Here is a 14062-nt window from a genome sequence, read left to right as displayed (position 1 = left end):
TATATCTTCTTTGCTGTGCCCGCTCTTATAAAGAATTAATAATTCTGACTGCCCTGCGCAGCACATAACTTTCATTAAGAAACTAATTCAAACAGCTTCATCTGCAATAAGGTTCAATTATTTTGACAACAAAACTGACTACCGTTCATCTTGATTTAGTACCGGAAGACACTAACCGTTTAGCGGTATTATGCGGCTCTTTTGATGACAACCTTAAACAGATTGAGCGTCGTTTAGGTGTTGAGATTATTTATAAAAACTCACACTTCCAGGTTGTCGGCGAGCATCGTTATGCTCAGGCATGCTCGGACCTTTTAAAAGATCTGTATGTCGACACAATGCCGGTCAAAGGTAAAACAGCCGCTTTATCAGATGAAGAGGTGCACCTTGCACTGCAGGATTTAATTTCCCACCATCGTTTATTAGAAGTCAAACCGGCTGACGATCAAGGCGGTTATCACAGCCTGTCAATTAAAACCAAACGTGGTGTCATTAAACCTCGCGGTGAAAATCAGACCAAATACGTCAGCAGCATATTAAGAAACGACATCAGTTTTGGTATTGGACCGGCCGGAACGGGTAAAACCTATTTAGCGGTTGCCTGTGCGGTTGAAGCTTTAGAACGCCAGGAAGTACGCCGCATTTTACTGACCCGTCCAGCCGTTGAAGCAGGTGAAAAGCTAGGTTTCTTACCCGGTGATCTGTCGCAGAAAGTAGATCCTTACCTGCGCCCGTTATATGACGCTCTGTTTGAAATGTTAGGTTTTGAAAAAGTTGAAAAACTAATTGAACGAAATGTTATTGAGATTGCCCCATTAGCATACATGCGCGGCCGTACTTTAAATGATGCATTTGTTATTCTTGATGAAAGCCAGAATACCACGATTGAACAGATGAAAATGTTCTTAACCCGAATCGGTTTTAATTCAACCGCAGTGATTACCGGTGATATCACTCAGATTGATCTGCCCCGTCATCAGAAATCGGGGCTGCGCCATGCAATAGAAGTTCTGGGTAATGTTGAAGACGATATCAGCTTTAGTTTCTTCGCTGCAGAGGATGTTGTACGCCACCCGGTTGTGGCACGTATTGTTAAAGCTTATGAAGCATTTGACCGCAAAGCTGAGATTGCCGCGTCAGAAGCCTCTCAACAGGACAAAAAATAATGGATCTGTTTGTTGATTTACAAATTGCCAGTGAAAATGAAGACCAGCTGCCGGATCTGCCCTCTATTGAAAAATGGGTGCATACGGCTCTGCTTGCAGGTTTAGAAACACCGCGCGAAGAAGCGGAATTAACCGTGCGCATTGTGGATCAGGATGAAAGTCAGGAACTGAACAGTTCCTACCGCGCTAAAGATAAGCCGACCAATGTACTGTCATTCCCTTTTCAAAATCCGCCGGGGATCACATTGCCTTTATTAGGTGATCTGGTAATCTGTAAACAAGTGGTTGAAAATGAAGCACTACAGCAGAATAAATCCGTGACGGAACATTGGGCGCATATGCTTATCCACGGCACATTACACCTGTTAGGCTATGATCATATCATCGAGCAGGAAGCTGTTGAGATGGAAACCCTTGAGACAAAACTATTAATAGAACTTGGTTTTGCTGATCCCTATTTAAGTGAAAAAGAGTAAATAAAATTAATGTCTGAAGACAATATACAATCAGCGCCTGAAAATTCTAAATCTGGTCTATTAGACAAAATCGGCAGCCTTTTCCAGGGAGAGCCGCAGAACCAGAAAGAATTATTTGAAATAATTAAAGGCGCGAAAAAACGTCAGGTTATTGATCAGAAAACTAAAGAGATGATCAAAGGTGTATTGGATGTTTCCAAATTACGCGTACGCGACATTATGATCCCCCGCTCACAGATGATCACACTGGGCCTGCATCAGAGTGTAGAAGAGTTTCTTCCGCAGTTAATTGAATCCGCTCACTCGCGCTTCCCTGTTATTACAGAAGACAAAGACCATATTGTCGGACTGCTGCTGGCTAAAGATCTGCTTAAATTTGGTTTCAGCAGTGAAGCAGACGATTTTAAAATTGAAGATATCCTGCGTGAAGCCGTTGTTGTTCCGGAAAGCAAACGCTTAGATACCCTGCTTAAAGATTTCCGCAGTCAGCGTTACCATATGGCGATTGTTGTTGATGAATACGGCGGCGTTTCCGGTCTGGTGACCATAGAAGATATCTTAGAAGTTATCGTCGGTGAGATCGAAGATGAATTTGATGATATCGATGTCGCCGAAATCCGCAAAATCGGTAAACGAACTTATGCGGTAAATGCCTTAACCTCAATTGATGATTTTAATGACTATTTTGCAACTGAGTTTAATATTGATGAGCAGGATACCATCGCCGGTTTAATTATCCATAAACTCGGCCATCTGCCGGGCCGCGGTGAAAGCATCTCCATTGAAGGTCATAGATTTAAAGTGATCAACGCCGATAACCGCCGCTTAGTACAACTTCAAGTTCGTCTGCCTAAAGAGCTAAAAAATATTGATCAATAATACCCTCAAAAAACTACACACTGTTACAGAAAATCTACCGGGGCAGCTTTTTGCTGCCCTTATTGTTGGTGCTGTACAGGTTTTCGCTTTTGCGCCTTTTGCATTATGGTGGACAGTCTACCCTTCATTTATCGGCTTGTTTCTATTACTGCAGCAGGTACAAAAAACCACGCAGCGCTATTTTTTAGTCAGCTTTACCTTCAGCTTATCGATGTTTATCGCTACCATTCACTGGGTTTATGTCAGCATGGATCAGTTCGGGGGAATGCCGGCAGCGGTCAGCGTTTTTTTAATTGTTCTGCTGTGTGCTTATTTAGCCCTGTTTCCAACCCTGGCATTATGGGCAAGTACACGTTTTCTGCACTTTTCAAATACAAAACGTTATCTGCTGATTATCCCGGTTTTCTGGCTGATTTCTGACTGGCTCCGAGGTTATGTTTTAACCGGATTCCCGTGGGCTTATCTAGGTTACAGTCACGCAGATACTCCTTTAGTCGGGTTTGCACCTGTATTAGGCGTTCAGGGGATCACGCTGGCGATTATGATTATCTGCGGCGCGCTGACTCTGATTATCCAGAAGCAGAAAATTCTCTTAAATGTGCTTTTAATCTGCACTATTCTGCTAGGCGGTTATATTTTACAGCAGCAGAAATACACGCAGCTTCAGCCGCAGGTAATGGTTTCGCTGGTGCAGGGTAATATTGACCAGAATGAAAAATGGCAGAGAGATCAGCTCTACCCGTCACTGTTTAAATACCTGGATCTTAGTGAAACCGGATTAGATGACCAGAGCGAGCTTATTATCTGGCCGGAATCAGCGATTGCCGCATTAGAGCTGGATATGCAGCGCTTTCTAGAGCCTTTATCTGCAGAGCTGAGCGGTAAAAATAAAAGCCTGATCACCGGTATTGTCGGTTATGACCCGGCAACAGAGGACTACCACAATACAATTATTATGCTGGGCAAACTGCCGCAGGGGCATGAGTATTCATTAAAAGGGGATAACCGCTACCAGAAACATCAGTTACTGCCGATCGGCGAGTTTGTTCCTTTCGAAGAGTACCTGCGCCCGCTTGCCCCCTATTTCAATCTGCCTATGTCAAGCTTCCAGCGCGGCGCTGAAATTCAGCCGAATCTGCATAATGAACAGGCCGATCTAGCATCCGCTTTATGTTATGAGATCGCCTTTCCCGAATTATTACGCAAAAATATCGCAGAAAAAACCGGCTTTATTTTAACCTTAAGCAACGATGCCTGGTTCGGTGACTCAATAGGCCCGGAACAGCATTTAGAGATAGCCAGAATGCGCGCCATTGAGTTTGCCAGACCAGTGCTGCGCAGCACAAATAACGGCGTAACAGCTATTTTTGATTCATCCGGCAATGAAGTCGGGCGCTTACCGGTCAACACAGCGGCAGTCTTAAGTAAAAATGTGCAGCCGGCATTCGGGCAGACCCCCTATCAGCGTTACGGAACCACACCGCTGTACTTATACTGCTTATTAATACTGACAGGGATGTTTTTCTACCATAGAAAACGAAAGAAACCTGCAGGCTAATAAATGAAAAACAAAATTGCCACATTTCGACATCCTGACTTCCAGAACAAGCTCTGGAAGTTAGCTCTGCCTATTACTTTTCAGTCGCTGTTATACTCTTTTCTCGGCCTGGTTGATATTTTAATGGTCAGCCAGTTAGGTGAGAGTGAAATTGCCGCCGTTGGACTGGGTAATAAAATATTCTTCTTTAATCTGCTGGTTATGGTGGGCATCAGTCACGCCGGCGGTGTGCTGGCCTCTCAATATTACGGAGCAGAAGATCTTTCCGGATTAAGACGCAGCCTGGTAATTTCGCTGTTATTTTCTGTAGTCAGCATCCTGCCCTTTATTGCTTTTTATGTTTTATTCCCGGAAACAGTTACCGGGCTTGCTAGTGATGACTCACATCTTTTAGGGTTCGCCAACGACTATTTAGTCATTACCGCGTGGAGCTTTATTTTCACCGCCATTGTACTGCCCGTTGAGACCGCCCTGCGCTCCGCCGGCGATACTAAAACGGCAATGCGTATCAGTATGCTGGCACTGCCGATCAATGCATTTCTAAACTACATACTCATTTTCGGACATTTAGGGTTCCCGGCAATGGGTGTAGAAGGCAGCGCCTGGGGTACGGTGGCGGCCCGTTTTATTCAGTTACTGTTAATGCTCGCTTTTGTTGCTAAAAGGCGCCCCTTTATTATTGCAGCCGCCACGGAAATCAAACAGGCACTCAGTGCCTTTGAAATCAAACGTTATATAAAACTTGCTGTACCTATGGTTATGCATGACGGCTGCTGGGCACTGGGTGTTTTTGTCTATACCTTGATTTTCGCTATGATAGGCATTCAGGAACTGGCTGTTATGAGCATGGTATCCACTATAGAACAAACCATTTTTGCTCTGTTTATCGGCATTGCCATTGCCAGCGGCACCATGATAGGCCATGAACTGGGCGCCAAGTCATTCGATAGAGCCTGGCAGCAGGCCTGGACCTTTATTTTATTTGTGCCGATCCTGGCGGTTTTCTTTGCTCCGATTATTATTTTCTTCAGGGAGCCGGTGTTAGCATTTTTTCCGACTCTTTCTGTCAGCGCGGCGGCAAGCGCCTCACAGGTATTGATGGTACTGGCATTGGCTTTGTTCGTCCGGGTAATTAACTTTATCGGTATCATAGGCGTATTACGCAGCGGCGGAGATGTTAACTACAGTACATTCATTGATATTTTTTGTATGTGGTGCGTCGGTATTCCGCTGACTTTTATTGCCGTTAAATATTATCATTTCACCTTAGTTGAAGCTTATCTGGTCACTTTATCAGAAGAACTTATCAAGGTTATTCTGGTTATTCAGCGCGTCCACAAAAAGCACTGGTTAAAAAACATGCTGCATCCGTAAAAATTCCACTTTATATCTAATTGTTATGAAGCTAACTCAGCAAAATAGTGAGATTAATCCTGCTATTTTGATGTCAAGCTGATAACATCTATTATTTGATTATCATATATATGGCTAAGGAATTTTTAATGTTTTTAAATAAAACAGTGCTGTTGACTGCACTTGCTCTTTTTGTGACTTCCGGCTGTGTCAGTATTGATACTGAATCACAACAAACACAAATAACCAACCTTCAGGGTGAACTTGTGGAATCACAGAAAACCAACCAGAAAACTCAAGATGAGTTAGCAGCAGCCAGCAAAGCATTAAAAGCCAGCCAGGATAAAATCACAGAATTAGATGCTTTATTAGTTAAAGCTAAAAAAGTTAAAGTGCAGAAACCTAAAACTGAAACAGTAGCAGTTGTCGATAAAGAAAAGATAGTGCAGTTCGATGATAAAACCGTCCTGGGACGCATTGAATGGGTTTATATTTCCGCGGCTAAAAGCAGCTACAAAGGACGCATTGATACCGGAGCGGCCACTTCATCACTTAATGCCGTTGATATTGAACGCTTCGAACGTGACGGAAAAAAGTGGGTACGTTTCAGCTTAAACCATGATAAAGGCGGCGATAGCCAGCGCATTGAAGCAAAAATAGAACGTATAGCAAAAATAAGTCAGTCAAGTAAGCCAGGTGTCACTGACGACCGCCCGGTTGTTAAGTTACAGGTACGTATCGGTGAGACGGTACACCTGACCGAATTCACTTTAACTGACCGCCAGCATATGGAATACCCGGTATTAATCGGCCGTACATTTATGCGTGATGTAATTCTGGTTGATGTCAGCCAGGAATATATCCACCCGAAATATCAAAAAAAAGCTAAAAAATAGGGAACCGTTATGAATGCTCGTATTTTCTTTTATCTTCTCGTTGCCGGCTTATTTACCCTAGGGTTATCGCAGACAATTCAGCGCCATGTCGCATTTGATATTCCATGGATGCCGGGTGAAACACGCACCATCTGGAATATTGATGCAAAAATCGATTTTGAAGCCGACGGACGGGAGGTTATTGCTTCCCTAACCACACCTAAGGTACAAGCCGGTTATCTGCAGCTGAGCCAGAATGCAGCGTCTCCAGGTTACGGCCTGTCGTTTATAGAAGAGAACAGTGTTCCACAGGCGCAGTGGACAATTCGCGAAGCAAACGGCAGACAGACTCTATACTACAATGTCCAGTTTCTAGCCGATTCTAAAAGCACTGATCAGCCTATAAATGAAATGCCGCCTCTGCTGGATCTGCAGTATGATCCGGCCGGGCAGACAGCAGGTGCAGAAATCATTAATGATGCATTAAAAACCAGTGCAGATGCATTCAGCTTTACCAGGGAACTCCTGAAAGTATTAAACGCAGAGCAAACCAGCCAGAATGTCAGCCTGGTTCTTAACGATAACAGCAGCAAAACCGATCTGTTAATCTCATTACTGAACAAAGCTAAAATTCCCTCGAAAAAAGTCGGCGCGCTTTATCTGGAAGACGGACGACGACGCCAGCATCTGCAGCCTCTAGTTGAAGTTTTTCAGGAAAAAGACGGCGTTATAACTTCACGTCTGTTTAATGCTGACAGCGTAGAGGCGGTAGACCGCAGCAACCTGCTGCTTTGGGACCAAAGCGGTAAAGCACTGCTGGAATTAACCGGTGGAACAAACTCAAAGGTCAGCTTTTCCATGATTCAGCAGGAACAGCCGGCACTGGCTGCGATTCTGCAGAAAGCCGAAAATGAACATCTGTTCAACTTTTCCATTCACAGCCTGCCAGTTGAAGACCAGTCACTATTTAAAGGCATCTTAATGATTCCTTTAGGTGTTTTAATTGTAGTAATAATGCGGGTATTAATCGGCCTTAAAACATCGGGCACCTTTATGCCGGTTTTAATCGCCATGGCATTTATTCAAACAAGCCTGCTGACCGGGTTAATCGGCTTTATTCTACTGGTAGCTGTCGGTTTATTTATCCGCTCATACCTTTCCCACCTCAACCTGCTTCTGGTGTCGCGAATATCAACGGTAATCATTATGGTTATCCTGCTGATTGCTATGTTCGGCGTGCTCTCCTATAAGCTTGGATTAACCGAGGGGCTTAAAATCACCTTCTTCCCGATGATTATTCTTTCCTGGACAATTGAACGTATGTCGGTGTTATGGGAAGAGGAAGGTGCGAAAGATGTTATCGCTCAAGGCGGCGGCAGTTTAATTGTTGCAGTGCTTGCCTACTTTGCAATGAGCAACGAAGTTACCCGTCACCTGATGTTCAACTTCATTGGTCTGCAGTTCGTTGTTATGGCGCTGGTACTGCTTCTTGGAAGTTATACCGGTTACCGTTTATTAGAGCTGCGCCGTTTTAAACCTTTAGCCGATAAGGAATAAACCATGGTTTTCTGCAGCCCTTTTAAACTTAGAAGCAAAGGAATTATGGGCATGAACCAGCGTAACAGCGGCTATATCGGACGCTATAATCCGCGTAAACTGTACCCGCTGGTTGATAATAAATTAAAGACTAAAATTATTGCCCGCGAAGCAGATGTGACAACACCGGCTTTATTAGGTGTTATCTCTATGCAGGCGGAAGTTGAAGGCGTTGAAGCCTATATCAAAGACACGCCCGGCTTTGTTATTAAACCCGCAAAAGGCAGCGGCGGTAAAGGCATTCTGGTTATTACTAAAATTGAAAACGGGCGCTATTTCAAGCCGAACGGCAGTGAAGAGAGCCTGTCTGAAATTAAACGCCATGTTACCGATATCCTTGCCGGCCTGTTCAGCTTAGGCGGCAGTGCGGATGTTGCTGTCGTAGAAGGTTTAATCCAGTTCGATAATGCCTTTGACGGTTTTAGTTTTGAAGGCGTGCCCGATGTACGGGTTATCGTCTTTAAAGGCTTTCCAGTGATGGCGATGATGCGCCTGTCAACAGCAGCCTCTGACGGTAAAGCTAATTTACACCAGGGAGCGGTTGGTGTCGGTGTAGATATCACCACGGGTAAAGCGCTGCACGCCGTACAGTTTGATCAGCCGGTAAAGTATCATCCGGATACCAATAAAGAGCTTGCTCTGTTAGAAGTACCGAAATGGGAGCGTTTGATCTATCTGGCCGCCAGCTGTTATGAAATGTCCGGTATGGGTTATTTAGGCACAGATATGGTGCTTGACCGGGATTTAGGGCCCATGCTGTTAGAGCTTAATGCACGCCCCGGCCTGGCTATTCAGATAGCTAACGGTGAAGGTATCCTGCCGCGTTTAAAACTGATTGAAAGCCTTGGTGATGACCATGGTATGGACGCGGAGGAGCGAGTAGCTTTTTCTAAGAAACATTTCTCTCAGTAATAAAAGCATCTACACACAGCCGCTGTCTGCCGCCCGGACAGCGGCTTTTTTATAGGAAAAAATTATGGCTAAACTGTCCGGGCCTGCTAATGCGCTGAAAATGAATACGAATGACTGTGCACACGGCATTTACCGTCTGCCTTTGGCACTCAACTTTATTATCAGCGGCGCATTTACAGTGCTGTTTTTTAAACTGCTCTGGAGCGCCCTGTATACTCAGCAGATAGCAGGATATCTGGTTATCGGCAGGGTTAAACCCGTCCTGTTTGCAGCTGAACCCTGGCTGTTCTCAGTGTCGACTGCGGTAACATTATTAATGATACCTGCCTGCTTATATTCTATTTATCTATTCTGGGTAAAAAGCGATCTAAACAGCGCCAACCAGAAGTAGTTTTAATTAAAACATTTACTGCAGATATAAAAAAACCGAGATAAATCTCGGTTTTTCAACATTCCTAAAGGTTACTTAACCACGGTTAAGCTTGGGCGTTTACCCGGCTTAGGTTTTTTAGGCGCTTCAGCTGTCGGCTCTAAAGGCTTATCCAGCGCCTGATAAGCAGGCTCTTCAGGAAAGATAGTACCGGCACCGTTTTCACGGGCGTAAATGCCTTCAATTGCGTATAAAGGCACATATACCTGCATCGGCTGTCCTGCAAATCGAGCATTAAATGCTACTGCATCATCATCCATGGAAAACTGCATCACAGACTGCGGCGCAATATTAAGAACAATTTTTCCGTCTTCAACATACTGCTGAGGCACTTCAACACAAGGCTGAGCCGCATCAACAATAATATGCGGAGTACATTCACTATCAACAATCCAGTTATAGAATGCACGTAAAAGATACGGACGCTGCACTAACATAGCTGTCATTACATACCTACTCTAATTTCACGTTCAGTTTCAGTCATTGATGCCTGGAAAGATTCACGTTCGAATACTTTAACCATATAGCTTTTGATACCGCTGACATTTTCATTACCTAAATCGATGTTTAGTTCAGGTAAACGCCATAATAACGGCGCCATGTAACAGTCAACTAATGTAAACTCTTCTGACATAAAGTAGCTGAAATGATCAAATACAGGTGCAATTAATAAAATTGATTCACGTAATTTAACACGTGCCTGCTCAGCAGCCTGTGCATCGCTGCCCATAATGATTTCAACTAGCGGATACCAGTCGCTTTCAACACGCTGCATCATCAGACGGCTTTTGCCGCGCTCTACCGGGTAAACAGGCATAAGAGGCGGATGCGGAAAACGTTCGTCTAAATATTCCATAATAATACGTGAGTTGTATAAAACCAGCTCGCGGTCAACCAGTGTAGGCACGTTGTTATAAGGGTTTAGTTCAGCTAACTCTTCAGGCCAGTTCTCTTCGTCAGCGAATGTGATTTCAACATTAACGCCTTTTTCTGCCAAAACAATACGTGTTTGATGACTATACAGATCTGATGCACCCGAAAAGAGTGTCATTACAGAACGTTTATTTGCAGCTACGGCCATGAAAATCCCCTAATATTTATTAAAATTCTATTTGTTTAAAAAACGACAACGGCAATGACGGTATAAAACCAGCATTGCCGATAATTACGCACTATCTGCTCCTAACATTAGGAGAAGAAAGTTTTAGTGAATATCACGCCAATATTCTTTCTTCAATAAGTAACTGAGAACAAAGAGTATCACTAGGAAAGCAAGTACCCAAATACCTAAATTCTGACGTTCTAACTTATTCGGCTCACCGGCGTAAACGAGGAAGTTTACCAGATCCAGTACCGCCGCGTCATACTCATCGGATGACATCTCACCGTTTTCATTGCTTTCAAAACCGACAATCGTTTTATGCTCAACGCCGTTTACAACTTTAGTTTCGAAAACAGCCGTTGGAATACCCTGCAGTTCTTCAAGTACATGAGGCATACCCACGTCTTTAAATACCGTATTATTCACACCAAACGGACGGCTTTCATCTTTATAAAAAGAACGCAGATAAGTGTAGATCCAGTCAGGACCACGCAGACGTGCTTCTAATGTCAGGTCTAACGGAGGATTACCAAACCATTTGCCAGCATCTTTTTTATCCATGCTGTTATTCATCAAATCACCGATTTTACTGTCGGTAAAAATCAGATTCTCTTTCATTAATTCAGCAGGTATATCCAGATCCGCCGCTACTCTCTGGTAACGCTGATACCCGGTTGAATGACATGCAAAACAGTAATTCATAAACAATTTAGCGCCGTTCTGCAGCGAGGTTTTGTCCGTTAAATCATATTCTGCTTTATCTAAATGAACATTACCACCGGCGGCAGACACCAGTGTCGGTAACAGTGCCACTAAGGCTATCATTAATTTTTTCATTTGAATGTTAACCTCGTTGGCAACGGTTTAGTTTTTTCATTTTTACTGTATATCCAAAGCGCAATAAAGAAACCGAAGTAACCAACAGAGGCAATCTGCGCAATGATGGTACGAACCGGTGTTGCCGCTAGCGCGCCTAATACACCTAAGACAATGAAACAGATAATAAACTGAGTAATGTTCGCTTTATGAATCCAGCTGCGGTAGCGGATTGATTTCACTTTACAGCGGTCTAACCACGGCAGCAGGAACAAAATAGCAATTGATCCGCCGAAGAATACCACACCGATTAACTTGTCAGGAATAGCACGCAGAATTGCATAATACGGCGTGTAGTACCACACAGGAGCGATATGATCCGGTGTTTTCAGACCGTTTGCCGGCTCAAAGTTCGGCGGCTCAAGGAAGTAACCGCCGCCTTCCGGCAGGAAGAAGATAACTGCACAGAAGAAAATTAAGAAGCCCGCGACTCCCATAATATCTTTGACCGTGAAATAGGGATGGAAGGGAACGGCATCGATAATATCTTTTTTACCGCTGTAATGTTTGTGGAAAGTGAACTTACCTTTGGCTTCTTCAGAAGCACTGCCTTTTTTCTGTTTAATTTCAATGCCGTCTGGATTATTTGAGCCCACTTCATGCAGTGCAACAATATGCAGAAAAACTAAAGCGACCAGGGCTAACGGTAAAGCGACAACATGCAGAGCAAAGAAACGGTTCAGGGTGGCTCCGGAAATAACATAGTCCCCACGGATCCACAGTGTCAGATCATCACCAATAATTGGAATTGCACCAAACAGAGAGATAATTACCTGTGCTCCCCAGAAAGACATCTGTCCCCAAGGCAGCAGATAACCCATAAATGCTTCAGCCATCAGCACCAGAAAGATCAGCATGCCGAAGATCCAGATAAGCTCACGCGGTTTCTGGTAAGAGCCGTAAATTAAACCGCGGAACATATGCAGGTAGATAACCACAAAGAATGCAGAAGCCCCCGTTGAATGCATATAGCGTAATAACCATCCGTAGGGTACATCACGCATAATGTACTCAACCGAAGCAAATGCTCCTTCAGCAGACGGATTATAATGCATGGTTAACCAGATACCGGTTAACAGCTGATTAACAAGCACTAACATCGCCAGTGAACCAAAAAAGTACCAGAAGTTAAAGTTAACAGGCGTCGGATACTGTGCTAAATGCTTGTTCCATGTTTCAGTCATCGGAATACGCGCATCAACCCAGTCGATTGTGCCTGTGACTAATTTTTTAAGCATTAGGCATCTCCTTTATCTAAACCGATTAAAATTTGTGTATCACTTACATAATGATGCGGCGGCACAACTAAATTTAACGGAGCCGGTACATTCTGAAAGACTCGTCCCGCCATATCAAATTTAGAACCATGACAAGGACAGAAGAAACCTGATTCGACCCCCTCAACCTGCTCGGCAAAGGAATCTGGAAGGTAAGTAGGAGAGCAGCCCAGGTGGGTACATAAACCAACCGCAACAAAAATCTCTTCTTTTAATGAACGGTTTATATTTGCCGCGTATTCAGGCTGCTGCGGCTCCTGTGAGTCAGGATCGCGTAACTGACCTGCAAGGGAAGCTAATTCATCAATAATCTTCTGCGTACGAGATACAATCCAAACGGGCTTACCGCGCCACTCAACACGAATCAGCTGACCCGGCTGGATCTTGCTGACATCAACGGCAACAGGGGCTCCAGCCGCTTTTGCTTTTTCACTTGGGCTCCAAGATTTCACGAAAGGTACTGCAACAGCGGCAGCCCCCACCCCGCCGACAACCGAAGTTGTCAGTGTCAGAAACTTGCGGCGACCAGAATTAACAGGCGCATTGCTCATTTAACCATCTCCATTGTGAGCTGCAGAAAAGCAGTTCAGAAAACATAAAACTTGATATACACATTTTTCAGTTGATATTAAGTGCACAAAAACTGGCTGAATTCTAAAGAAATAGACCAATATTTACAAGCTATTAACATTACTTTTACGAAGGCAGAAGAAGAAAAGCACGGCTTAATTGACCATGCTCTCATTAAGTGAACTATTTATGAGGTAATAGGCTAAAAATAAACGACATTAACTATGCAGGGCTGTCCATTATTGAAGGTGAGCCGTTCTTAGCTAAATCAGCAAGATCTTTATCAACCCAGAACAAGGCCTTACCGTCTTCACCTACTAATTTTATTTTATCTAAAATACCCTTGAACAACTTCTCTTCTTCATGCTGCTCCGCAACATACCACTGTAAAAAGTTAAAAGTAGAATAATCCTGAGTTGAGAAAGCCACATGGGTAAGCTCATTAATCTGTTTAGTAATCAGACATTCATGCTGATAAGTTTCCATAAAGATATCTTTTAAAGAGTCAAATTCATGCGGCGGTGCCTCAATAGCCCCTAAAACAGGTAATGCGCCAGTTTCACTAACGTAGGTAAAGAGACGGTTCATATGCTCCATCTCTTCTGCTGCGTGATTACGCAGCATTAATGCGGCACCTTCAAAACCTTTATCTTCACACCACGCGCTCATCTGCAGATACAGGTTCGAAGAATAAAATTCCAGATTAATCTGCTCGTTCAATTTTTCAACCATAGTCTCGGCCAGCATCTCTATCTCCATTTCATTTACCCAAACAACTTAGGTATAAATTATTTTAAATATTCACTTTATACCAAATAGATAGAATAAGCGATGATGAAAATATAATGAGAGTTGAGCAGGAAAATAAAGAAGAAAGAGGAACAGAGTGCAAAGCAGAGATAAAAAAAAGGCTATGTCTTAGTTAGCTGTTGCGACACTCGTCCAACAGCCTCAAATAAACAAATCTCAGGTGTTATTTCCGTACGATAACG

General features: G+C 43.7%; 15 protein-coding genes. 9 read left to right on the top strand and 6 right to left on the bottom strand.

The window, feature by feature from the left end; all coding sequences use genetic code 11:
- Positions 1-122: 122 nt before the first annotated feature.
- From G337_RS0113525 to G337_RS0113485, 9 genes are all read left to right on the top strand, one after another.
- Positions 123-1166 (top strand): PhoH family protein, encoded by a 1044-nt coding sequence (locus G337_RS0113525; RefSeq protein ID WP_028864369.1) that lies wholly within the window; start codon positions 123-125, stop codon positions 1164-1166.
- Entirely contained in the window at positions 1166-1642 is a 477-nt protein-coding gene (gene ybeY / locus G337_RS0113520) for an rRNA maturation RNase YbeY (RefSeq protein WP_037027502.1), read from the top strand. Before G337_RS0113525 ends, ybeY begins: the two co-directional genes overlap by 1 nt.
- Before the next feature lie 9 nt (positions 1643-1651).
- Positions 1652-2521: a CNNM family magnesium/cobalt transport protein CorC gene (gene corC / locus G337_RS0113515; protein WP_028864367.1), complete on the top strand. Its 870-nt coding sequence runs from the start codon at positions 1652-1654 to the stop codon at positions 2519-2521.
- Complete coding sequence (gene lnt / locus G337_RS0113510) at positions 2511-4079, top strand: apolipoprotein N-acyltransferase (RefSeq protein WP_028864366.1); 1569 nt, start codon at positions 2511-2513, stop codon at positions 4077-4079. Before corC ends, lnt begins: the two co-directional genes overlap by 11 nt.
- A 3-nt stretch (positions 4080-4082) precedes the next feature.
- Complete coding sequence (locus tag G337_RS0113505; RefSeq protein WP_028864365.1) at positions 4083-5453, top strand: MATE family efflux transporter; 1371 nt, start codon at positions 4083-4085, stop codon at positions 5451-5453.
- 128 nt (positions 5454-5581) lie between these two features.
- Positions 5582-6328: an ATP-dependent zinc protease family protein gene (locus tag G337_RS0113500; RefSeq protein WP_051303253.1), complete on the top strand. Its 747-nt coding sequence runs from the start codon at positions 5582-5584 to the stop codon at positions 6326-6328.
- 9 nt (positions 6329-6337) lie between these two features.
- Entirely contained in the window at positions 6338-7864 is a 1527-nt protein-coding gene (locus tag G337_RS0113495; RefSeq protein WP_028864363.1) for an inactive transglutaminase family protein, read from the top strand.
- A 3-nt stretch (positions 7865-7867) separates the two neighbouring features.
- A complete protein-coding gene (locus G337_RS0113490) occupies positions 7868-8815 on the top strand; it encodes an alpha-L-glutamate ligase-like protein (protein ID WP_028864362.1) in 948 nt (315 codons plus the stop codon).
- A gap of 64 nt (positions 8816-8879) precedes the next feature.
- Entirely contained in the window at positions 8880-9206 is a 327-nt protein-coding gene (locus G337_RS0113485) for a hypothetical protein (protein WP_028864361.1), read from the top strand.
- A gap of 71 nt (positions 9207-9277) precedes the next feature.
- On the opposite strand, the gene G337_RS0113480 is transcribed toward G337_RS0113485, so the two are convergent.
- The 6 genes from G337_RS0113480 to ftnA all read right to left on the bottom strand — a co-directional run bounded on the left by G337_RS0113480 (position 9278) and on the right by ftnA (position 13817).
- Positions 9278-9682, bottom strand: coding sequence for a ClpXP protease specificity-enhancing factor (locus G337_RS0113480; protein ID WP_028864360.1), 405 nt, complete (start codon positions 9680-9682; stop codon positions 9278-9280).
- A gap of 8 nt (positions 9683-9690) precedes the next feature.
- Complete coding sequence (gene sspA / locus G337_RS0113475; protein ID WP_028864359.1) at positions 9691-10326, bottom strand: stringent starvation protein SspA; 636 nt, start codon at positions 10324-10326, stop codon at positions 9691-9693.
- A 123-nt stretch (positions 10327-10449) separates the two neighbouring features.
- Positions 10450-11184 (bottom strand): cytochrome c1, encoded by a 735-nt coding sequence (locus G337_RS0113470; protein ID WP_028864358.1) that lies wholly within the window; start codon positions 11182-11184, stop codon positions 10450-10452.
- On the bottom strand, positions 11181-12461 hold the full coding sequence (locus G337_RS0113465; RefSeq protein ID WP_028864357.1) for a cytochrome b: 1281 nt from the start codon (positions 12459-12461) through the stop codon (positions 11181-11183). The genes G337_RS0113470 and G337_RS0113465 overlap by 4 nt, the downstream gene beginning before the upstream one ends.
- Positions 12461-13051: a ubiquinol-cytochrome c reductase iron-sulfur subunit gene (petA, locus tag G337_RS0113460; protein WP_028864356.1), complete on the bottom strand. Its 591-nt coding sequence runs from the start codon at positions 13049-13051 to the stop codon at positions 12461-12463. The genes G337_RS0113465 and petA overlap by 1 nt, the downstream gene beginning before the upstream one ends.
- A gap of 241 nt (positions 13052-13292) precedes the next feature.
- Positions 13293-13817, bottom strand: a complete 525-nt coding sequence (gene ftnA / locus G337_RS0113455; RefSeq protein WP_028864355.1) for a non-heme ferritin — start codon at positions 13815-13817, stop codon at positions 13293-13295.
- Between the last annotated feature and the right edge of the window lie 245 nt (positions 13818-14062).

The organism is Psychromonas aquimarina ATCC BAA-1526, from assembly GCF_000428725.1.
GTDB lineage: Bacteria > Pseudomonadota > Gammaproteobacteria > Enterobacterales > Psychromonadaceae > Psychromonas > Psychromonas aquimarina.
Note: the sequence above shows the minus strand (reverse complement) of the source record. Positions and strands in the feature narration are given on the sequence as shown.